Annotated in this window: 16 protein-coding genes; 9 read left to right on the top strand and 7 right to left on the bottom strand. The window is 66.3% G+C overall.

What is annotated here, in order from left to right; translation table 11 throughout:
* Positions 1-28: 28 nt before the first annotated feature.
* From ROV93_RS20690 to ROV93_RS20680, 3 genes are all read right to left on the bottom strand, one after another.
* Complete coding sequence (locus tag ROV93_RS20690) at positions 29-2386, bottom strand: family 20 glycosylhydrolase (RefSeq protein ID WP_072167176.1); 2358 nt, start codon at positions 2384-2386, stop codon at positions 29-31.
* 111 nt (positions 2387-2497) lie between these two features.
* Complete coding sequence (locus ROV93_RS20685) at positions 2498-5161, bottom strand: TonB-dependent receptor (protein ID WP_072167175.1); 2664 nt, start codon at positions 5159-5161, stop codon at positions 2498-2500.
* Positions 5162-5304: 143 nt separating this feature from the next.
* Positions 5305-6321: a glucokinase family protein gene (locus ROV93_RS20680; RefSeq protein ID WP_072167174.1), complete on the bottom strand. Its 1017-nt coding sequence runs from the start codon at positions 6319-6321 to the stop codon at positions 5305-5307.
* A 375-nt stretch (positions 6322-6696) separates the two neighbouring features.
* Here ROV93_RS20680 and ROV93_RS20675 point away from each other — a divergent pair, with 375 nt between their 5' ends.
* The 6 genes from ROV93_RS20675 to ROV93_RS20650 all read left to right on the top strand — a co-directional run bounded on the left by ROV93_RS20675 (position 6697) and on the right by ROV93_RS20650 (position 15636).
* A complete protein-coding gene (locus tag ROV93_RS20675; protein WP_072167173.1) occupies positions 6697-7989 on the top strand; it encodes a sugar MFS transporter in 1293 nt (430 codons plus the stop codon).
* 39 nt (positions 7990-8028) lie between these two features.
* The gene (locus ROV93_RS20670; RefSeq protein ID WP_005411045.1) at positions 8029-9096 is read left to right on the top strand and encodes a LacI family DNA-binding transcriptional regulator; all 1068 of its coding nucleotides are present in this window, start codon (positions 8029-8031) and stop codon (positions 9094-9096) included.
* 7 nt (positions 9097-9103) lie between these two features.
* Positions 9104-10132: an SIS domain-containing protein gene (locus tag ROV93_RS20665; protein ID WP_072167172.1), complete on the top strand. Its 1029-nt coding sequence runs from the start codon at positions 9104-9106 to the stop codon at positions 10130-10132.
* Positions 10132-11280, top strand: a complete 1149-nt coding sequence (gene nagA, locus ROV93_RS20660) for an N-acetylglucosamine-6-phosphate deacetylase (RefSeq protein WP_072167171.1) — start codon at positions 10132-10134, stop codon at positions 11278-11280. Before ROV93_RS20665 ends, nagA begins: the two co-directional genes overlap by 1 nt.
* Positions 11280-12347, top strand: coding sequence for a heparan-alpha-glucosaminide N-acetyltransferase domain-containing protein (locus ROV93_RS20655; RefSeq protein WP_072167170.1), 1068 nt, complete (start codon positions 11280-11282; stop codon positions 12345-12347). Before nagA ends, ROV93_RS20655 begins: the two co-directional genes overlap by 1 nt.
* 262 nt (positions 12348-12609) lie before the next feature.
* Positions 12610-15636 carry an autotransporter outer membrane beta-barrel domain-containing protein gene (locus tag ROV93_RS20650; RefSeq protein ID WP_072167169.1) on the top strand — a complete coding sequence of 1009 codons (3027 nt, stop codon included), beginning with the start codon at positions 12610-12612 and terminating at the stop codon, positions 15634-15636.
* A 102-nt stretch (positions 15637-15738) separates the two neighbouring features.
* On the opposite strand, the gene ROV93_RS20645 is transcribed toward ROV93_RS20650, so the two are convergent.
* Positions 15739-16173, bottom strand: coding sequence for a hypothetical protein (locus ROV93_RS20645; RefSeq protein WP_072167168.1), 435 nt, complete (start codon positions 16171-16173; stop codon positions 15739-15741).
* A gap of 409 nt (positions 16174-16582) precedes the next feature.
* Here ROV93_RS20645 and ROV93_RS20640 point away from each other — a divergent pair, with 409 nt between their 5' ends.
* Positions 16583-17626: a S41 family peptidase gene (locus ROV93_RS20640; RefSeq protein WP_072167167.1), complete on the top strand. Its 1044-nt coding sequence runs from the start codon at positions 16583-16585 to the stop codon at positions 17624-17626.
* Positions 17623-17949, top strand: coding sequence for a hypothetical protein (locus ROV93_RS20635; RefSeq protein WP_072167166.1), 327 nt, complete (start codon positions 17623-17625; stop codon positions 17947-17949). Before ROV93_RS20640 ends, ROV93_RS20635 begins: the two co-directional genes overlap by 4 nt.
* 91 nt (positions 17950-18040) lie before the next feature.
* On the opposite strand, the gene ROV93_RS20630 is transcribed toward ROV93_RS20635, so the two are convergent.
* Together ROV93_RS20630 and ROV93_RS20625 are read right to left on the bottom strand one after the other, a co-directional pair.
* Positions 18041-19525 carry an XVIPCD domain-containing protein gene (locus ROV93_RS20630; protein WP_072167165.1) on the bottom strand — a complete coding sequence of 495 codons (1485 nt, stop codon included), beginning with the start codon at positions 19523-19525 and terminating at the stop codon, positions 18041-18043.
* Positions 19522-20160: a hypothetical protein gene (locus tag ROV93_RS20625; RefSeq protein ID WP_072167164.1), complete on the bottom strand. Its 639-nt coding sequence runs from the start codon at positions 20158-20160 to the stop codon at positions 19522-19524. Before ROV93_RS20625 ends, ROV93_RS20630 begins: the two co-directional genes overlap by 4 nt.
* A 685-nt stretch (positions 20161-20845) precedes the next feature.
* On the opposite strand from ROV93_RS20625, the gene ROV93_RS20620 reads away from it, so the two are divergent.
* Positions 20846-21280, top strand: coding sequence for an SseB family protein (locus tag ROV93_RS20620; RefSeq protein ID WP_072167163.1), 435 nt, complete (start codon positions 20846-20848; stop codon positions 21278-21280).
* A gap of 81 nt (positions 21281-21361) precedes the next feature.
* Here ROV93_RS20620 and ROV93_RS20615 read toward each other — a convergent pair whose 3' ends face one another.
* Complete coding sequence (locus ROV93_RS20615; protein ID WP_072167162.1) at positions 21362-22582, bottom strand: multifunctional CCA addition/repair protein; 1221 nt, start codon at positions 22580-22582, stop codon at positions 21362-21364.
* Positions 22583-22611: the final 29 nt, after the last annotated feature.

Raw genomic sequence — 22611 nt, 5'->3', positions numbered from 1 at the left:
GATGGATTGCGCCAGGACAGGCTTGCGGTTACTTCTTCAGCGTGACCTCATCCAGCACCCACATCGCCGGGCGCGTATCGCCGGTGAAGTTGATGCACAGGTCACCCGTGCCCTGCGTGCCCTTCGGCAGCGCCGCACGCAGGGTCACGAAGCCATCGGCATCGGGCGTGGCCGGCAGCGGTACCTGAGCCAGCACCTTGCCCGTGCAATCACCGCGGCGGATCAGCATTTCGCCGTGTGCGCTCCGGGCCTTTTCGAAGCGACGCTTGGGTTCATCGTGGGCCAGCTGGAAGTAGTACGGAATGCGGCCCGCGCGGACCTCCACGCTGCCGATGCCGTCCAGCTGCGCCTGCGGCCAGCGCCAGCATGGCTGGAAGATGTCGACGTTGAACACCGCACGCGTTCCCTCGCGCGGGCCGTCGTCTTCCAGGCGCAGCACCAGCCCCTTCTTGCCCACGCAGCTGAGCAGCGCATCGCTGCGGCGGCTGAGCAGCGACTGCGCGGTGAACGTGGCGATGGTCGGCTTCGCGGCCAGCATCTGGCCCTGGTAGAACGCGGCGGCCTGCACGGTGGTCGGCAGCGTCGCGGTCAGCGGCTGCTGGTACAACGGCGACTGCCCGGTCACCGGCTGGCCATCGGTGCTGTAGCGCACTTCATAGCCCAGCGGATTGGCCAGCGATAGGGTCACGGAGTTTTTCGCGCGATCATCGGTGTAGTCCACGCCCACTTCGAACGGGGTCTGCGCGTAGGCCAGGCCCCAGGCACGGTAGCGCTGCAGCTGCGCGGGCAGGCGCGCTAGGAAATCGCGGAAGTCGCGATGTTCCGGCGTACTCCAGCCGGTCTCGGCCACGGCGGCCAGGCGCGGGAACAGGTTGTGCTGCAGGCGCGCGTAGGTGCGCGTGTGCTCGGTGAACATGTTGGCCTGCAGGCCGAGAATGTGCTGGCGCTTGTCGGCCGCCAGCTCGGCCGGCACCGGCTCGAAGTTGTACAGCTTGCCGAGGTTGACCTGGGCCGGGCGACCCGGTGGCTCGTTCGGCGAGGCGGTCTGCAGGTAATCCAGGTACAGGTATCCCACCGGGGACATGACCACGTCATGGCCGGCACCGGCTGCAGCCAGGCCACCTTCGGTGCCCTGCCACGACATCACCGTGGCCTGCGGTGGTAGGCCGCCTTCGAGGATTTCGTCCCAGCCGATCAGGCGCCGGTCGTGCTGCTCCAGGAAGGTCTCCAGGCGCTTGATGATGTGGCTCTGCATGGCCATTTCATCCTTGATGCCCAGCGCACGCATGCGCTGCTGCACCTGTTTCGAGGCTTCCCACTGGTCCTTGACCGCCTCGTCGCCGCCGACGTGCACGTACTTCGCAGGGAACAGCGCGATCACTTCTTCCAGGACGTTCTCGAGGAAGGTGACGGTGCTGTCCTCCACGTTGAACAGGTTCGGGAACACGCCCCATTCGCTGATCGGCTTCAGCGGGGTGTTGATCGAACCCAGTTCCGGGTACGCGGCGATCGCCGCGGTGGCATGGCCGGGCACATCGATTTCTGGAATCACCTGGATATGCAGCCTGGCGGCATAGGCGATCACTTCGCGGATCTGCTCCTGCGTGTAGAAGCCGCAGTACGGATGCTGCTGGCCACTGGCCGGGTCGATGCCGCCGTCGCCGGCCGGCAGGCGGCAGCTGCCCACCTCGGTCAGCTTCGGGTAGCGCTTGATCTCCATGCGCCAGCCCTGGTCATCGGTGAGGTGCCAATGGAAGGTATTGAGCTTGTGCGCGGCCATCGCATCGAGCACGCGCTTGATCTCATCCAGGCTCTGGAAGTGCCGCGCCGAGTCGAGCATGAAACCGCGCCAGCCGAAGCGCGGCGCGTCCTGGATCTGCACCGCCGGCAGCACGCCGTTGCTGCCACCCGTGGCCAGCTGGGCAAGCGTGGTTGCGCCGTAGAACAGGCCGGTTTCGTTGCCGGCCTGCACCAGTACGCCCTGCGCGGTGCTTTCCAGCGTGTAGCTCTCACCGCTGTCGCGGAAGGTCGGAACGATCTGGAAGCGGATGCTGCCCGACGTGCCTGCCGCCTTGCCCTTGGCCGGTATGAGTCGCGGACCGCCACTGCGGGCCAGCAGGTCGGCGAACTGGGTGGCGACGCGCTGCGCGGCTTCGCCTTCGGCGTGCAGCGCGGTATCGGCGCGTACGGTGATGCCGCTGCCCTGGCCGTGCTGCACGGTAGCGGGCGCGGGAATCAGCATCAGGCTGCCGGCACGCAGCTGCGGACCCGGTGCTTCAGCGGCCGGCGTGGGATCGGCGGCGAGTGCGGGCAGTGCCGGCAACAGGGCGAGCAGGCTGCCCAGCAGCACTGCGCTGCGCATCCGGGCGCGGGAAGGTTTGACCATCGGAACGACTCCTTGGAACGGTGCGATGAACGCTATACATGAAAAACGCCGGGCCCGGAATGACCCAGGCCCGGCGTGCGTGCACGACTCGGCGATGTTGCTGCCGCTGGATCAGTACTTGAAGCGGAAGTTGAGGTAGTACTGGCGACCGTTGCTGTAGAACGAGGTCGGGATGGCCGCGGTCTGGTAGTACTTGTAGGTCGGGTTGTTGAGGTTCAGGCCATCCAGGCTGATGCTCAGCCAATCGGTGGCCTTGTAGCTCAGCGATGCCGACAGCGTGCCGAAATCATCCTGGTAGTACGGGTTGGTGCCCGACAGGCTGATCAGGAACGAGGAACGGCGGGTGTAGCTGACCCGGGCGCCAAAACGCTCGTTCTCGAAGTAGGCACCCACGTTGTAGGTGTTCTTCGAGGTGCCCAGCAGGTTGTGCGAACCATCCGACCAGGTGTGCGAGGTGGTGCCGTTGGCGTAGGTGTAGTTGGCGTTGATGCCGAAGTACTCGCCGATCGGCTGCTCGTAGGCCACTTCCACGCCGGTGACCTTGCCGTCGGCATTGATCGGGGTGGAGATCTGGTAGGTCTCAAGCTGGTTGGTCAGTTCGCTGTAGAGCTGGCGCGAGACCACGTCGAAGGCGATGTAGTCCTTCAGCTTCATGTGGTACGCACCCACCGACAGCAGGCCGCGCGGCATGAAGTACCACTCCAGGTTGGCATCCAGGTTGGTCGACAGGGTCGGCTTGAGGTTCGGATTGCCGCCGCCGCCGGTGCGGTTCAGGTCCGAGCCGTACGAGGACGCGCCCAGTGCCGAGTAGTCCGGCAGGGTCTGGGTCTGCGAGGCGGCGACACGCAGCACCAGCGAGTCGTCCAGGTCGAACTTGATGTTGGCGCTGGGCAGGACACGGTTGCGCTTGTTCTGGAAGGCCAGGCGCTCCCACATGCCGAACAGGCTGCTGACATCGGCATCTGCGGCCTTGCTGACGGCGTTGTAGGTGTCGATGTCCTGCTTGATGTTGACGTAGCGCAGGCCGACGTTGCCGCTCCACCAGTCGCCGCGGAAGTTGGCCTGCACGTAGCCGGCGAAGTTCTTTTCCTTCACCTTCCACTCGGCGCCATAGTTGTGGCGACCGGTCGGGCCGTCATTGCCGGCCAGCCAGGTGGAGTTGTTGGTCACCGCGTCCTTCAGCGCGCCCGGGGTGAAGTACCACAGGTTGCGCGGGAAAGTGCCGCCGATGTCACCGGCAAAGCCGCTGGGATAGTTGGCCGTGGCACCGTTCTTCAGCGCGCTCCAGATGTCACCCGGGGTTGCACCTTCCGGCGACAGCGCTTCGCGCTTGTGGTCGGCGAAACGCAGGCCGAAGTCGATCGAGCTCAGTACGCCGCCATCATTGAAGTACTGGTTGAAGTCGAGCGTGGCCCACTTCTCCTTGTCTTCAGCGGTGACCTGCTGGTTGCCCCAGGTGCCGAAGCCGGTCACGCCGTTGGGCGAGAGGTCGCCGCCGACGTTCCAGTCGATCGGCGAGCCATTGCCGTGGGTGGCCCAGCTGGCGCCGCCGCCGTTGGCGAGGGTGACCTCGGCGATGTACTGGCGCGGCGTCTCGCCGGTGCCCTTGGTGCTGCCGGCCTGGAACGTGGCGGTCAGGCTGTCGCTGATCTGCCAGTCGGCATCGAAGGTGACATAGCTCGACTTGGCCTTCGACTCGCGGTAGATCATGTCGTACACCGCATAGTCGGTGCCCGGCACGCCCCTGTAGGTGGCGTTGGTCAGCACGCCGTCCTTGACCACATAGCCCGGATCCGGCGCCTGCGACTTGGCGAAGCTGTTGCCGAACATCATGAAGTTGCGGTTGTAGTTGTTGGCCTTCAGCTCGGAGCTGAAACCATTCAGGCCCAGGGTGAGGCTGTCGCTCGGCTTGAACTGCAGCGAGACCAGGCCGCCCTTGCGTTCGCGGGTCTGTTCGAACAGGGTCGAACCCAGCAGGCCCGGCACGTTGACGCCGATCAGGTCCGGATTGGTCCTGGCGACCGGGTCGCCGGCGCCGATCTTGAAGAAGCCGCCCGGGATTTCCTGCGCTTCACGGCGCAGTTCGCGCTTCTGGCTGAAGCCCTGCACCATCACGCCGAAGGTGCCTTCGTCGTTCTTGTAATTGAACAATGCCGAGTACTGCGGATCGGTCGATTTGGCCAGGTCCGAACGCACCGCACCGATGGAGCCTTCCGCGGTGAACGGCTTGGAGAATTCCAGCGGCTTGCGGGTGATGATGTTGACGGTACCGGTGGTGCCGCCGTCCTGCAGCTTGGCCTGCGAGGACTTGTTCACTTCCACCGAGCTGACCAGTTCCGACGGCAGCAGCGAGTAGCTGACGCTGCGGCCGACGTTGTTGCCCTGGCTGAGCACGAACCAGTCGGCCGAGCCGACGGTGTGGCCGTTGATCAGGGTCTGGGTCAGGCTCGGGCTGGTGCCGCGCAGGCTGACACGGTCGGCTTCATCGAAGCCACCTTCGTCGGCGCTGGACGAGCTGATGTTCACGCCCGGCAGGCGCTGCAGGGTATCGGCAACGTTGTGCGCGGGCAGCTTGCCCACGTCTTCGGCGGTGACCACTTCCACGCGCGCATTGGCTTCGCGCTTGGTGTCCAGCGACTTTTCCATCGAGCCACGGATGCCGGTAACGGTCACGGTGTCCAGATCGGTGGCGGTCGGGGCCGCCTGCTGTGCGTGCGCACTGAAGGCGATGCAGCTTACGATGGCGGCCGAAAGCAGGGTCTTGCGGGTGTTCATGATGTCTCTCCTCATCACTCGATTGGGTGCCGGCGGCGGTGTTCGGTTACGGTTGCGATGACATGCGCGGGGCGGCGGCGAAGTCCCCTGCGTTGGCGTGCCACGTACTGCGTGCTGCGATTGCGTTGAAGCCTGTTGCGGTGTCAGGCGGCCGATTGCTGCAGGTACCAGCTGGCAGCGCCGACCACGCCCAGCTGGCCGTGTTCGACGACCTTCACCGGGATGCGTGCCAGCGCTTCGCCCATCGGCCCCTTCTGCAGGTAGCGTTCGACGAAGGTGCTGGCGTGCAGGTATTCGCGGATCTGCGGCAGGATGCCGCCGGCCAGGTAGACGCCACCGTGGGCGCCGTAGAACAGCGCCATGTCGCCGATGGTGCTGCCGAGCAGGCCACAGAACACGTCCAGCGCCTGGCGCGCATGTGCATCGGTATCGGCCATGGCGGCGGCGGTGACTGCGTCGGGGCTTGCCAGGGTCGGCGCCTGCCCCTGCAGTGCACACACCGCACGGTACAGGTTCATCAGGCCGGGGCCGGAGATCGCATGCTCGATCGACACGTGCGCGCGGTCGCGCTGCATGTGGCGGACGATGGCCATTTCCAGTTCGGTGCTGGCCGCCAGGGTCGGCTGGCCGGCTTCGGTGGGCAGCACCACCGGGCCGTGCGCGGTGGGGATCCACAGCGCGGCGCCCAGACCGGTGCCGGGGCCGACCACGAGGGTCGGGCCACGCGCGGCGGTCTCCGGCCCGCACAGGTGCAGCACGCCGCTGGCGTCGACCTGCGCAGCGGCATAGGCCACCGCTTCGAAGTCGTTGACGATGTAGACCCGCTGCAGGCCGACATCGGCCTCCACCTGGCGCGCCGACAGCGGCCACGGCAGGTTGGCGGTGATCACCGTGCCGTCTTCGCGGGCATAGCCGGCGCTGGCGACCACGCAATGCGTGGGCCGCGGGCCTTCGCCCAGGAAGTCGGACAGGATCGCGCTGAGGCCGGCATGGTCGGCATTGCGGTACTTGCGGTACTCCAGCACCTGCACCGGATGGGCGGCGTCACCGCTGGCCTGGACCCGGGCCACGCGCACATGGGTGCCACCGACGTCGGCGGCCAGGAACGAGGGCGCGACGCGGGACAGGACATGCGACGGGGCGGGGTGGCTGGCGGTCACGCGGGCTCCTGCTGCAGGTGGGCCGGCCCGGGGATCGGGGGCGGCGATTGGGGCGGAGTCTGTAACCGCGCTGACAACGATGTCAACGAGTTCGTGACACTTTCGTTGCTGCGTCGCAACGAATGCGGCGCGCAGTAAACGTTTACACGGTGTGAGTGCGGGTTTCACATGGGAACCATTGGCGCACGGGGCTCTAGGCCTGCCGCGCATTCAGCGGGGCGTACCGCGGCGGACTTGCGCAGTGCAGCACAAGGTTCAGGCAGGCGTGCATGGAAGTTGACAAACCGCCGTTGTCCATCGAAAGAATGTGACAACGTTGTTCCCAGCCACTCTCCGACGCCGCGTTCTGCGGCCGTCGCCGCAGGAGCCCTCCTGATGTCCGCCGTCCCCGCTGCAAGCGCGCGCCCGAACGTGGCCACCTCCATCGCCATCGTTGGCGTGTTGTTCTTCCTGATCGGCTTCTTCACCTGGCTCAACGGCCCGCTGATCACCTTCGTCAAGTTGGCCTTCGAACTCAGCGAGGTCGGCGCCTTCCTGGTGCTGATGGTGTTCTACCTGTCCTATTTCTTCCTGGCCCTGCCGGCGTCCTGGATCCTGCGCCGCACCGGCATGAAGAAGGGCCTGAGCCTGAGCCTGCTGGTGATGGCCGGTGGTGCCGCGCTGTTCGGTGAATTCGCCACCCAGCGCTGGTACCCGGGCGCACTCGGCGGCCTGTTCGTGATCGGCAGCGGCCTGGCGCTGCTGCAGACCGCGATCAATCCCTACATCTCCATCCTTGGTCCGATTGAAACCGCGGCACGCCGCATCGCGCTGATGGGCATCTGCAACAAGATTGCCGGCATGCTGGCGCCGGTGCTGATCGGCACTCTGGTGCTGCATGGCATCGGCGATCTGGACAAGCAGGTGCAGGCTGCCGACGCGGTCACCAAGGCCGCGCTGCTCAACGAATTCGCCGCCAAGATCCATGCGCCGTACCTGGCGATGGCCGCGCTGCTGGTGGTGCTGGCGGTGGCCGTGCTGTTCTCGCCTCTGCCCGAGATCAAGTCCTCCGAAGCCAATGCAACGCCGTCAGGGGCACCGGGAACGGCCGAGCGCCGCAGCATCTTCCAGTTCCCGCATCTGTGGCTGGGCGTGCTGTGCCTGTTCGTGTACGTAGGCGTGGAAGTCATGGCCGGTGATGCGATCGGCACCTACGGCCACGGTTTCGGCTTGCCGCTGGACCAGACCAAGATGTTCACCTCGCTGACGCTGGGTGCGATGTTGGCCGGCTACGTGGTCGGCCTGCTGGCGATCCCTGGCCTGGTCTCGCAGTCGCGCTACCTGACCATTTCGGCAGTGATGGGCGTGGTGTTCTGCCTGGGCGCCTGGGCTACGCACGGCTACGTCTCGGTGGCTTTCGTGGCGCTGCTGGGCTTTGCCAACGCCATGATGTGGCCGGCCATCTTCCCGCTGGCGATCCGCGGCCTGGGCCGCTTCACCGAGACCGGCTCGGCCCTGCTGGTGATGGGCATCGCCGGCGGCGCGATCATTCCGCAGCTGTTCGCCGTGCTCAAGCAGCACATCGACTTCCAGCTGGTGTTCGTGCTGCTGATGGTGCCGTGCTACCTGTACATCCTGTTCTACTCGGTGATCGGCCATCGTGCCGGCCTGCCGCAGGACAAGGCCTGATCGGCGATGATGGACGGCAGCCAACCCCAGGGAAAACCCATGCGCAGAGCGACCATCAAGGACGTTGCGGAGAAGGCCAAGGTCTCGCTGAAGACGGTCTCGCGGGTGATCAACAACGAGCCCTCGGTGATGCAGGCCACCCGTGCGCGGGTGCTGCGTGCCATCGCCGAGCTCGACTACGAGCCCGATCCGTCCGCGCGCAACCTGCGCAGCGGCACTACCTTCGTGATCGGGCTGGTCTACGACAACCCGAACCCGTACCACATCATCGGCGTGCAGAACGGCGTGCTGGCCGCGTGCCGCGAGACCGGTTTCGGCCTGCAGATCCATCCCTGTGATTCGAGCTCGCCGTTGCTGGCCGATGAACTGGCCGACTGGGTGCAGCGCTCGCGGCTGGCGGGGCTGGTGCTGACCGCGCCGATGTCCGAGCGCCGCGACCTGATCCAGGCGCTGACCGCGCGTGGCATCAAGCTGGTGCGCATCATCGCCGCCACTGAAGACCCGGCCGACGGCGCCTGCGTGTTCGTCGACGACCGCGAGGCGGCCTACGAGATCACCGAGCACCTGATCCAGCTGGGCCACCAGCGCATCGGCTTCCTCTGGGGCGGCAGCTCGCACCGCTCCTCGGGCGAACGCTACGCCGGTTACGAAGCCGCGCTGAAGGACTACGGCATGACCGTGGACAAGCACCTGGTGGTGCAGGGCGATTACACCTTCGACGATGGTTTCCGTGGGGCGCGCCGCCTGCTGGCGCTGCGCGAACCGCCCACCGCCATCTTCGGTTCCAACGACGAAATCGCTGCCGGCGTGCTGGCCGCCGCCAAGTCGGCCGGCATGAACGTGCCGTACGACCTGTCCATCGCCGGTTTCGAGGACAGCCCGTTCTCGCGCCAGTCGTGGCCACCGCTGACCACCGCCAAGCAGGCCACCGAGGACATCGCCCGCCACGCCGCGCGCCTGCTGATCGCACAACTGCGCAGCGACGCCTACGACGATGCGCCGGCACCGCTGCACAACCAGGGCTTCGTGCCGCAACTGGTGGTGCGCGGTTCGACCGCGCCGATGCGCCCGGCCGGCGCACGCCCCCTTCCTTCCGATCCTGCCTGAGCCTGCCATGTCGCTGTCAGACCCCACCGCCACCCTGATGTTCGCCGAGGCCGCTGAAGCGGCAGACGTGGTTGCCCGCCAGTTCTCGCGCAACCACGCCACCATGGAAACCCTGGCCGCCAGCCTGCGCGCCGCGCCGCCGCCGTTCGTGGTCACCTGTGCACGCGGCAGCTCCGACCATGCCGCCACCTACGGCAAGTACCTGCTGGAAACCCAGCTGGGCCTGGTGGTCGCCTCCGCGTCGCCGTCGGTAGGCTCGGTCTACGCCGCACCACTGCAGCTGCGCGGTGCGCTGTTCATCGTCATTTCGCAGTCGGGCAAGAGCCCGGATTTGCTGCGCAACGCCGAGGCGGCCAAGGCCGCTGGCGCACGCGTGATCGCGCTGGTCAACGTCGAGGATTCGCCGCTGGCGCAGCTGGCCGACACGGTCATTCCGCTGCATGCCGGTGCCGAAAAGAGCGTGGCGGCAACCAAGAGCTACCTGGCCTCGCTGGCTGCACTGCTGCAGCTGGCCGCCTACTGGAAGCAGGACAGCAGCCTGCGCAACGCGCTGGACCTGCTGCCGGACGCGATGCGTGAAGCCTGGCAGTGCGACTGGAGCGCGGTGACCGAAGGCCTGGTCGAGGCCACCAACCTGTTCGTGCTCGGCCGTGGCCTGGGCCTGGGTGCGGCGCAGGAAGCGGCGCTGAAGTTCAAGGAAACCTGCAGCCTGCACGCCGAAGCCTACAGCTCGGCCGAGGTCAAGCACGGCCCGATGGCACTGGTCGACCGTGGCTTCCCGGTGCTGGCCTTCGCGCAGCCCGATGAAACCGGCGCCGGCACCCGCGCGGTGGTCGAGGAATTTTCTGCACGCGGCGCGCAGGTGTGGCTGGCCGGTGCCGGCGGCAACCTGCCGGTGGCGCCCGCGCCACACCCGCTGTGCGCACCGCTGCTGACCGTGCAGAGCTTCTATCGCGCGATCAACGCGCTGGCGCTGCGCCGTGGCTTCAACCCGGACCTGCCGCCGCACCTGAACAAGGTCACGGAGACGGTGTGATGGCAACCGTGCTGCGCAATGCCCGCATCCTGGCAGGCGATGAATTCCGCGACGATCTGGCTGTGGTGATCGAAGAGGGTCGCATCAGCGCGCTGTTGCCCGACGCCGCACCGCAGCTGGGCCACGCTGCCGAGCAGGTGGACCTGGGCGGCGGCTGGCTGCTGCCCGGCTTCATCGACGTGCAGGTCAATGGGGGTGGCGGTGCGTTGTTCAACAACACGCCCGATGTTGCCTCGCTGCGTACCATCGCGCAGGCACACCGCCGCTTCGGTACCACCGCGATGCTGCCCACGCTGATCAGCGATGACGTGGCGGTGATGCGCGAAGCCATCGGTGCGATGCGCGAGGCCATCGCGCAGGGCGTGCCGGGCGTGATCGGCATCCATCTGGAAGGGCCCTACATCGCGCCGGCGCGCAAGGGCACGCACGATGCCAGCAAGTTCCGCGTGCCTGACGAAGAAGAGATCACGCTGGCCGCGTCGCTGGACAACGGCGTGACGCTGCTGACGCTGGCGCCGGAGCGCGTGCCACTGGAAACCATCCGTGCGCTGGTCGAACGTGGCGTGATCGTGGCCGCCGGCCATACCGCAGGCACGTACGAAGAGGTCCGCGCCGGCCTGGATGCCGGCATACGCGGCTTCACCCACCTGTACAACGCGATGTCGCCGCTGCAGGGCCGTGAGCCTGGCGCAGTGGGCGCTGCGCTGGAAGACCGCGACAGCTGGATCGGCATCATCGTCGATGGCGTGCATGTGCATCCGGCCAGCCTGCGCGTGGCGCTGGCGGCCAAGCCGCGCGGTCGCCTGCTGCTGGTGACCGATGCGATGCCGCCGGTCGGTGCCGACGATCCCAGCTACGTGCTGTATGGCGAAACCATCACCGCCATCGATGGCGTGGTGCGCAATGCCGCTGGTTCGCTGGCCGGTTCTGCGCTGGACATGGCCACGGCGGTGCGCAACACCGTGCAGCTGCTGGGCCAGCCGCTGGCCGAGGCCGCGCGCATGGCCTCGACCTACCCGGCGCAGTTCCTCAACGTCGACGACCGCCTGGGCCACATCGCCGAGGGCTACCAGGCCGACCTGGTGCTGCTGGATGACGCCCTGCAGGTGCGTGGCACCTGGATTGCAGGACAGTACGAGGCCGCCTGATGAACAGTACGCCGCCGCGCCGTCTGGGCTCGATCGATGCCCTGCGCGGCATCACCGTGGCGGCGATGCTGCTGGTCAACAACCCAGGCGACTGGAGTGCAGTGTTCGCACCGCTGCGCCATTCGGAATGGCATGGCTGCACGCCCACCGACCTGGTGTTCCCGTTCTTCCTGTTCCTGGTGGGTGTGTCGATGGCCTTCAGCGTGGCACCGCGCGCGTTGGATGCCGCCGCACGCCCGGTGTTGGCGCGCGGCGTGCTGGAGCGCGCACTGCGCATCCTGGTGGCCGGCGTGCTGTTGCATCTGCTGATCTGGTGGGCGCTGCATACGCACCACTTCCGCATCTGGGGCGTGCTGCAACGGATCGCCGTGTGCGCGGCATTGGTGGGCGTGCTGGCGGTGTATGCACAGCCGCGCATGCAGGCCGGCGTGCTTGTTGGATTGCTGGTGGGATACACGATGTTGCTGCTCGGCATGGGTGACCTGGCGCCGTGGATCAACCCGGCCAGCCGCTTGGACACCGCGCTGTTCGCGCCGTGGATCTATCAATGGCATGCCGATACCGGCCTCGGCCATGACCCGGAAGGATTGCTGAGCACGCTGGGTGCACTGGCCAGTACCGTGCTCGGCCTGTTGGCCGGTGGCCTGCTGCGCAGCGGGCGTTCGACGGCACTGGCCGGGCTGGGCGTGGCGACCGCCGTGCTGGGCCTGTTGCTGGCCGGGGTGTTGCCGTTGAACAAGCCGCTGTGGACGCCCAGCTACGTGCTGTGGACCGGCGGCCTGGCCGCGCTGGCGCTGTGGCTGGGCCACGTGCTGATCGACAAGAAGGGATGGCCGCCGCTGGGCCGGCGTTTCGGGGTCAACGCGATCACCGCGTATCTGGGGGCCTCGGTGATGTCGGTGGCGTTGATGGCCAGCGGTGCCTGGGGCTGGATCTGGCAGCAGCTGGCCAACGCGATGCCGCAGGCGCTCGAGCTGGCATCGATGCTGCAGGCACTGGTGTTCGTCGCGCTGTGGTGGGGCGTGGCCTGGTGGCTGGACCGTCGCAAGATCTACCTGAAGATCTGAGCAGTCCCGGGGTCGGACCCTTTTCCGCAGGAAAAGGCCCTGACCCGATCCGCCAACGGCATCCACGCATGTGCGGCTCCCAACGCCCAGAAAAAATGAACGATTTCAGCCACATCACATTGGCGTGAGGGCCCGGCGATTTCACATCCGAAATGTGATTTTCCGCACGCAAGTTCATCTATCGAAACGATTCACATCACGGCAGACTGCATACGCAGCAGCGTGCATTTGCAGTTCCTGATTCTCTGTCCAGGAGGACTGTATGACCCGTGCCGTCCCGCGCGCTTTCCGTCCGCGCCGCCTCACCGTTTCCGTGCTTCAGGCACTGGCAGTCCCGTCCATGGTGCTGTTGACCGCCAGCGCCGCCTGGGCCGGCTGCAGCACCGTCGCTCCGGTCGCCGGCCAGACGGTCACCTGTGACGCCAACGCGCCGAATCCGCAGACGGTGCCCATCTCGGCCAGCGGCGAAGCGGGCATCACCGTCAACGTCGCCAGCGGTGCCCAGTTGCAGCAGAGCGGTGGGGCGTCGGCCGTTACCCTGGTCGGTGCAAGTGGTCACCTGTTGACCAACCAAGGCACGATCAGTTCGGTGGGGGGTGTGGCGGTCCAGCTCGGTGGTGGCAGCCGCGTCGAAAATGCGGGCAGCATCAGCACCGGCAACAACACCGCGCTGCAGTTCGTCGGTGCGGGCGACAGCGTGCTGGTCAACCGCGGAACGATCAGTGGGCGTACCGGCGTACAGTTCGATTCAGGCAACGACCGCCTGGACATGCAGGCCGGCAGCATCAGCGGCGGTGTCCTGCAAGGGGATGGCAACGACGTGCTGCTGCTGGGCAATGGCACCATCGACAGCGTCGACCAGGGCAGTGGCGATGACCGGATGACCGTCACCGGCGGCACCGTCACCGGCCTGGTAGCGCAGGACAGTGGCCGCGATGATTTCGTCATGAGTGGCGGCACGATCGGCGCGCTGCAGCAGGGCGACAACATCGATACCTTCCGCATGAGCGGTGGTCGCATCATCGGCGCGTTCGAGGATGGCGACCAGGCCTGGATGACCGCTGGCCGCATCGGCCGCGTCAACATGAAGCTGGACAAGAACCTGTGGGACCAGTCCGGCGGCACCGTGGATGGCAACGTGGTGACCGGCTTCGACACCGACACCATCATCATTTCGGGCACGGCCTACATCGGCGGCAACATCAGCGTCAGCGGCGGCAACGACAGCGTGACCATCACCGACGGCACCGTGCGCGGGCAGGTACTGCTCAGCACCGGCGATGACACCTTCAACTGGGACGGCGGCGGCATCGTCTACGGTGCGATCGACATGGGCCCGGACAACGACGTGGCCAACCTCAGCAACCTCAACCAGGGCAACCTGGGTGCGGTGCCGCTGTTCGACGGGGGCAGTGGCATCGACCAGCTCAACCTGAGCAACGTCAAGACCGCAGGCGTGGGCCGCTTCCAGAACTGGGAGGCGATCAGCCTGGCCAACAGCACGGAGCTGAGCTTCGATGGCGACCTGGTGCTGGGCGACAGCGCAACCGGCACCGGTACGCTCACGGTGGACGACACCAGCACCGTCTACGCGGGCAGTGGCGGCCATGCCATCCGCCCATTCAACAGTGCTGCACTGGTGGAGATGGTCAATGCCGGGCGCATCGACCTGACCGGTACCGGCGCCGGCGACGTGTTCACCGTGCGCGGCAACTATCGCGGTGACGGTGGTGGCCTGTACCTGCGCACCGTGCTGGGCGCGGACAACTCCCCCAGCGATCGCTTGGTGATCGATGGCGGTACCGCCACCGGAACCACCGGCATCGGCGTGCTGAATGCCGGCGGCAGCGGCGCGGCCACGCTGGCCGATGGCATCCTGGTGGTGCAGGCCTTGAATGGTGGCCGCACCTCGCCGGGCGCGTTCTCGCTGTTCGCACCGGTCGCGGCCGGCGCCTACGAGTACTTCCTGTTCAAGGGCGGTGTCAGTGCCGGTACCAGCGAGAACTGGTACCTGCGTTCGACGCTGGTGACCGGCCCGACGCCGGCACCCAACGGTGGTGGTAGTGCCGCCCCGCCGCCGCTGACGCCGCCGGTGGCACCCCCGCCCCCCATTGCCCCGGCACCTCCGCCGCCGCCGGAAGGCGCCACCGATCCGGACCTGACCGCAGGCGAGACCGCACCACCACCACCGCCGCCGGAACCGGCGCCGGTGGCACCGCCCAGCGATCCGGCGGTGCCGGACGTGCCCGTGGCCGGCGGTGCATTGCCCGGTACCGGCGCGCCGCCGACGCCGGGTGCACGCCCGGCCGAAGGCGCGGTGGTACCGCTGTACCGCGTGGAGACCGCCGCCTACGCGGTGGTGCCGCCGCTGCTGCGCGAGACCTCGCTGGCCAGCCTCGGTACCTTCCACGAGCGGCAGGGCGAACAGCGCCTGCTGTACAACCAGGGCGCATTCCGCACCGCCTGGGGTCGCCTGGTGGGGCAGAGCAGCGAGATCCATTGGAAGGGCGATGCACAGCCCGGCTTTGATGGCGACGTGATGGGCCTGCAGGCCGGCCTCGACGTATGGGCTGCGGCGTCGGACAACCACCGCAACCAGATCGGCGTGTTCGTCGGCCGCACCCGCGCGCAGGGCAAGACCACCGGCCTGGCACTGGGCTGGGAGAACGTACAGGTGGGCCAGAACCGCCTGGACGACAAGCACGTGGGCCTGTACTGGACGTTCACCGACAGCAGCGGTGCCTACATCGACGCCGTGGCGATGCAGAGCCGCTACGACGGCCGCGCGCGTTCCTCGCGCGGGCTCGGCTTCGGCCTGAGCGGCGACGGCACCAGTGTGTCGGTGGAGGCTGGCAAGCCGCTGCTGCACTTCGGGCAGTCCGCATGGTGGCTGGAACCGCAGGTGCAGGTGATCTGGCAACGCACTTCGCTGGATGACCGTCGCGATGAAATATCGAGCGTGCGCTTCGACAACGACAACGCCTGGACCGGCCGTGTGGGCCTGCGTTTGGCCGGCGATTACCAGCTGGCCGACAACGGCTGGCAACCGTATTTCAAGCTGAATTACTGGCATGGTCGTTCCGGCGAGGATCGCATCCGCTTCGACGACGACGTGATCATCAATTCGCAGCGTTCACGCGCGCTGGAAGCCGGCGTGGGTGTGGTCGGGCGCTTCAACCGCACCATCAGTGCGTACGCCGTGGCCGACTACACGCGCGAGCTGGGCGGCGACCGCAACGAGAAGCGCCGCATCATCGAAGGCAACATCGGGCTGCGCGCGGACTGGTAGCGCCCTTGCGCTCGGGGGACCCTGCTCTGGTAGGTGCCGACCTTGGTCGGCACTGAACCTACCGACGCCACGAGCACAGTGCAGCCGAGCATAGGCTCGGCTCTACGACAACGGCGCGCACGCATCCGGCTCCACCAACGCCCCGGCATGATCGGCCAACACCACCACCGCATGCAGCAACCCTTCCTCCACCTGTGGCGGACACTGCACCTGCGCATCATCCATCTCGCGCGCCGACTGCGCCGCCAGCAACACACCGCCGCAGGCGGACAATGCGGCAAGACAGCGCGTCGCCTCGGCCAGTTCCCGGCCGCGCGCCTCGCTGAGTTGCCGCTCGCGCCACGCCTGGCCGTCGGCTCCGTGGCTGTGTGCGATGCCGCGCAACCGGGCGAAGAACGCCGACTGCGGCGCCTGTTCGTCGGCTTCGGTGAGCGCATCTTCCAGCGCTTCGGCTGCCGTAGTGGACAGCTGCAGGTCGGGCAATGCAGCACCGAGCAGTGCTTGCAGGCGCGGATAGGTGGGGTAGGGCGTGTTCATGGCAGCAACCTCACAAGGCAAGGCCACCTGCGGGATGCAAGGTGGCGGGCGGTGCGGGTTGGCGTGCCGGTCAAAATCAAAGCGAAAAAGCCGACGGATCACGAGGATCCCCACGCACCGCCCACCATGGGCAAGCCGGTGCATTGTCGCGACTGCCGCTGATGCGGCAAATCGATCGCTTCGATGTTTGATTCGGGACGCCAATCCCGGTCAGCGCAGGAAGCGCCGACGGGGGCCACCTTGGCGCGTTGTGCGCCGCGATGACATGGGCAAAGTTGCAATGTGGTGACTGCACGCAAGCCGCCTTGCTGCAACCAGCGACCGGGCCGGATACGACGGTTCGCGCGTGGCGCAAGCGATCATGCCCCGGTTATGCTGCGGTCCTGACTCAACGACAAGGAAGCGTCGCATGCAGGTTCGCAAGGGAGTGCGTCGCATCGGCGCGCTGATGTTCGTGTTGCTGGCGACCGGCGCCATGGCCGATACGCCAAGCACGGTCGAGGTGCCCTCGCCGGAGGCCCTGGCCGAGATCCTCAGCCTGCTTGAACGCCAGGCGCTGTATTGCGATCGGGTGGACTGGCCCGCCATCCGCATCCGCCTGCAATCGGCGCAGGGCGACCCCGCGCAACGGCTGGCCGTTCTGCGCGAAGCCATTGCGCTCAGCACCGGCCACCATGGTGCATGGACCACGACCCAGCGCCAGCGTGAATCCCTTGCGCGCGCGCAGCAGGCCGGTGCCGCCGCCGTGGACCAGGCCAAGGCCGTCGATGCGGTGGATGCGCGCATCGGCTGGGTGGTCATCGAGGGCTATGCCCCTATGCCCGGCGCGACGCCGCAGGAGAAATTCCGCCAGGACATCCAGCGCGCCGCGCGGTGGCAGCAGGTAATCCGTAGCAAGGACGACGGCATGCGCTGTGGCTGGATCGTCGACCTGCGTGACAACAGCGGTGGCAACATGTGGCCGATGCTGCTGGGCATGGCACCGTTGCTGCGCACCTCGGTGGTGAACAACGAAGATGTGGGAGCGTTCGAAGCCGCACAGGGGCCGGAGCGCTGGACGTTGACCGCGACCGCTGTACAGCGTGCAGGCAAGTCGGTGCTGGACTTCGGCCAGTCCGGCTATGTGCTGCGGCAGCCCGGCGCGCCGGTGGCGGTGCTGTTCGGGCCGCGCACCGGCAGTTCGGGCGAGGCCTCGGTGCTGGCGTGGCGTGGTCGTCCGCAGACGCGGAGTTTCGGTCAGCCTACTGCGGGTGTCTCCACTGGCAATGTCGTGCACACGCTTGCCGATGGCAGTCGCCTGCTGCTGACCACCAGCGTGATGCGGGACCGCAATGATCGTGGTGATGGCTTGAAGATCGAGCCCGACCAGCGCGTCGACGGGGACGCCGCCACCGTGGCCGCCGCCCAAGCCTGGCTGCTGGCCCAGCCCGCCTGCCAAGGCACCCGGTCATGATCCTGATCGGTCAACAGGAACGGGTGCTGATCGTCGGCCCCACCGAAGCCCACCACTGCCTGCGCTGCCAGACCGAAACCGAATTCGCCCCGCAGCTGCGCTACAAAATGGCGCGCATCGACCTGCTGTTCGGCTTCACCTACCAGCGCCGCTACGAACTGGCCTGTACCCGTTGCGAGCACGGCTGGGTGCTGGATACCGAGACCATGGACCAGCAGCTGGGTGGGGTGCCGATCCCGTGGCGGCACCGCTTCGGCCTGCCGTTGATGCTGGTGGTGGTGGCGGGGCTGGCGGTGGCCGGATGGATGTGGCGGCACCTGTAGGCCTCCTAGAGAGAGAGGGCGGGCCGACATGGCCTCAGCAGGTCGTTCCAACGGGCGCCGGCCTCAAGTAGGGCCAAGCAATCACGCTGGCCTAGCCCATGCGCATCGCGGTTCGAATCTGCTCTTGGGTTTGCTCGTGCTGGGCGACCTGCTGTGCCTGCGAAGTCTGCTCGGCCTTGGCGAGCGACTGTTCTACGGGTGTATTGACGGCCTCGCTGACCGCGATCGACGCCCGCAAGTGTGCCGGATTGTCGAGCGCTCCCTGCACGACGAACATGCGAGGGCCTGAACCATCGCTGGGAGGATCGCCCAAGACAACATGATCGACGCGTTCCAGGCCGCTGTGCTTGGCCTTTGCAAGCAGGCTGGCCGTCATTCGCTCGCTGGTTTCATCGAAGCTGCGCCCGTGCTTGGCATCCACGGCAGATACACCGTCGCGAATCTGCCGGTAGAGCGCATGGTCGGGGTGGCCGTCCGTTCGGGGATCCAGGCCTGCCTTGTCCAAGGTTGATTCGATGCTTTCCTGCAATGGACTCTTGGGAGCAAAGCCTGGGTGGCTTAGAGAGGGCGAGCCCTTTTCGGTTGTCTCATGGACCAGACGCTCCCCAGGTTTCAATGCACTTTCTGCGCGCTGCACGGCTTCGGCTTCGCGACGGGCGTACGCTCCGGCTTCCTCAGTGCCGCGAAGGTGATTGACCCCGTCGCGCAGGAGTCCAGGGCCACCGCCGACAAGTACGGTCGCCCCCAGCCGCAACTGGTGGATGTCTTTGCGATACTCCGCTATCCGGCGTAGGTCCTCGGCATCAGTGATCCGCGCCTCGGGGTCGTCCAGTACGGACTGCACTGGGCCCTTGTCGGTCATACGGTCAATGAAGTGAACCATTCGATGGGAATCACCCAACTGGACCGCAACCGCAGCGGACATGACATGGCCGCTTTTCATCCCAAGCGATACGAGCGAGGCGATGCGCTGGCCCTGCTCGGCATCGCGCAAGACTCCCAGTTCCTTGGGGAGTGCGTACATCTCAACCTTGCCGTAATGAGGGCCGGCCGCACTAACCAGGTCGCCCGCCATCACATGGTTGGTGAAGGGCGCCGCATTGGCCGGCTGGCCTTCAGGCAGGCGATACGCCAGCCCGGCAGCGCCGTAGGGGTTGAAGGCGTCGCCAGGAAGATTGTAGTGGTGGGCAGTGATCTGCGCGAGTGCGCCGCCTAGGGAATGTCCAGTGACGTACACCGGGCCATATCCGTTTTCCTCAGCTTGCTTGATTGCCTGCTTGGTCAGTACGAGGGCATCATTAATCTGTGCGTTGACTCTGGCGCTGACCATCGCTGCGTCGACGCCGCCATCAAGTATGGCCTGGCGATCAAACTCGGTGCCTCGGTGGGCGATGATGATCTCGTTGGTCTTGATGTTCCGGTACACAACGCCTTGATAGCCGCTGACTGCGTCACGTCGCCCTAGAACTTCGAAGTCTTCACCATCAACGCGCAGCGATTCCTTATCGCCTGGAGCTGGATGTGACGGTGGGGAGTAGGCTGCATTGGCCAGGGCTGCATTGGTTAGAGGTCTCATGGGACGATTCCTTTCGAAGGAGACGATATCTCTATGGCAAAGTACTTCTGCTTCTCGATATCAGACAATCTGTTGTAGCTATACTGGGACTGCGTTCGCACCCACCCAGGCGTCGAACTCTTTGTTTGCAGGGTCATTTGACTGTCTGCGTACGAAATCGATGTGAGTAGTTTCTTCAGTTCGAGATGGTGGACGGCAACTGATATGAAGCCTTCGCGTCCCTCGGAAATGACTGGGAATGAAGCTCGAATGATGCTGGGTTTCCATTCGCATGGCCCACGCCCGTAATAGTCAGCGACTGCCATGCCGTCCTCGAACACGGTGCTGCTGAACTCGGTTGCACTGACGCGTTGTACTGGGAACTCTACTGACTGCCGTTGGGGGGCGTACTGCACACCCTCGTAGTTGTTGATCGGTGGGAGGCAGAGCGGATCTATCTCGTAGGAGACGAAAACCTTCGGGAGGGTGAGCTCCACAGGCGCATCGTGGACCCGGATCACAATCGGTAGTGCATCCTTGGGTGCAGGATTCTCGCGATAGACCGGGTATGAGCGTTCCTTGTTGCATCCAGTAACGGCCAGTGTGATCAAGGCGATCAACGCCACGTGAGTGAGGGGGGGGGAGGGTTTCAGCATGAGCGGTCCATGTCGCTGATTGAGGTAGGCGCCTCTTCAGGGTTACTACGGGGCACGGTTCTCTGCGCGTGACGATACCGGCAGGATTGCCCTGATCCTTGATCGGCTGGACAGGAGGGAAGGCCGAGGAAGACGGCGCCATGTACCGCGCTACGGTGCACATCTGACAGGTTGCGCTGCTCGTGCTGCCAGCTTCCTTGGCCTTCATCCATGCATGCCTGTGGCGCGAGGCCTTGCGAGGTAGCGTTCATCGGCGTTCCGTTGCTCTACGTCATCCGACTATACGATCCGCTCCAGCCGTGCTCAAAGCTCTCGGTCATGCCAGTCTCAACGTCCTTCCAGGATTGAGTGAAGCGACGCCGGCACAGGGTCAGAAGCGAATCGGACACATTGACGATTTCGTCAAACTGTTGGAGCAGGGTCTTAACAATTACCTCGTCGAACGGCTCAGGGGGGAGCAGCGTTCGCAGAATCAGCGGCCGGCCGTATCCTGCCCGCCGTGCTTTCCTCCCAAGGCCATCAAGATTTCCGCGGCCCCGATTCCCTTTGGCTGGATCCAGACCGGTGAGCGCTGGGCGCTTTGGAATAACGGTCGCCGACGCCCTGCGTGTCCCTGCCAATGCGCTGTCGTGCCTCACCCTAGGCCTGTTAAAGTCTGCCCTGCAACCACGTACCGGAACCGACCATGGACCACGACACCCCGTTCGAACCCCTCAACGACCTCGAGGTGCGCCTGCTGCAGGCCCAGGACGGTACGCTGACCGCAGCGCAGTTCCTCGACGGCCTGCTGACCTCGACGGCGTTCGTGCTGCTGGACAAGGCCATCGGCGAAGATGGCGCCTGGGACGAGAGCATCTCGCCGCTGGTGCTGACCAGCGAGAGCGGTGAGCCGATGTTCGCGGTGTTCACTGCCCCCGAGCGCGCGGGCCTGTGGCACGAGCAGCTGCCGCAGTTCGCGCATGCCATGCCGATCGCGGTGCACGCGCTGCTGGCCGGCATCGGCGAGGGCGTCGGCCTGGTGCTGAACCCGGGCCTGGACGTGGGCATGGAGATGATTCCCGATGCCGTGGCCCAGCTGAAGCAGCGTGCGGCGGCGATTACCCGTGGGATGGCGCATTGAAGCCAGTGATATAGGGGTGGCGGCCCCCCGCCCCCCCCCCCCCCCCCCCCCCCCCCCCCCCCCCCCCCACTACCAGGTGCTTCAGCGGGCGGCGGCAATCGCCTTCACCCGCGCCTTGGCCAGCGCTTCACCGATGGCCGGGCCCTTCAGATGGGTGGTATCCAGATCCCGCGCCTGCACTGACAACGCCGCCTGGTGCAGTCGCTTGAGCGTTTCGCCCTGCGGGTAGTCGGCGTCCTCGAAGCCGAGACGGCCACGCTTGTCGGCTTCGCAGCACAGTGCGATGCGCGCCACGCGCTCCGGCCGGCGCAGCGCATCACAGCGGCCCAGCAGTTCCAGCACGGTGGCATCGCGCAGTTCGTCGATGCGGTGCACGTTCAAGTGCTCGCGACACACCGCTTCAGCCAGCTGCTGGTGCTCGGCTGGAATCTTCAACCGCGCACACAGTGCCTTCAGCGGCTTGATGCCGCGCTGCTCGTGCATGATGTGGCGCGGCCATTCCTCCGGCGGGGTCAGGCCCTTGCCGAGGTCGTGGGTGAGCGCGGCGAAGCCGACCAGGTCATCGCCGGGGGCCAGCTTCGCGGCCATGTCGCTGACCATTTCCTGGTGGATGCCGGTATCGACTTCCGGGTGGAACTCAGCACGCTGCGGCACGCCGTACAGCGCTTCCAGTTCGGGCAGGATCGGGCCCAGGGCATGCGCATCGTGCAGTGTGCGCAGGAAGGCGGAGGGCCGCTCACTGACCAGCGCCTTGCGCAGTTCCTGCCAGACGCGCTCGGGCACCAGCGCGTCCAGCTCGCCACTGGCGGCGACCTCGCGCATCAGCGCCATGGTCTCTTCGGCGACGGTAAAGCCCAGCGGCGCAAAGCGCGCCATGAACCGGGCCGCGCGCAGCACGCGTAGCGGATCCTCAACGAAGGCCGGGCCAACGTGGCGCAGCACGCGTTGCTCGATATCGCGCACACCGCCATAGGGATCCACCAGCGTGCCGGTGTCTTCGTCACAGGCAATCGCGTTGATGGTGAAGTCGCGGCGCTGCAGGTCTTCGTCCAGCGTCACCGCCGGATCAGCATCGACCACGAAGCCGCGATAGCCGCGGCCGGATTTGCGCTCGGTGCGCGCCAGTGCGTATTCCTCGCCGGTCTTCGGGTGCAGGAACACCGGGAAATCGCGGCCAACCGCTGTGTAGCCCTGCGCTTCCATCTGCGCAGGCGTGGCGCCAACCACCACCCAGTCGCGGTCGCCGGCAGGGCGCTGCAGCAGGCGGTCGCGCACGGCGCCGCCGACAAGATAGATCTTCATGGGGGAATGATCGCACGGTAGGCGCAGAT

This window comes from Stenotrophomonas maltophilia group sp. msm4, from assembly GCF_032025605.1.
Classification (GTDB): Bacteria; Pseudomonadota; Gammaproteobacteria; order Xanthomonadales; family Xanthomonadaceae; genus Stenotrophomonas; species Stenotrophomonas sepilia.
Note: the sequence above shows the minus strand (reverse complement) of the source record. Positions and strands in the feature narration are given on the sequence as shown.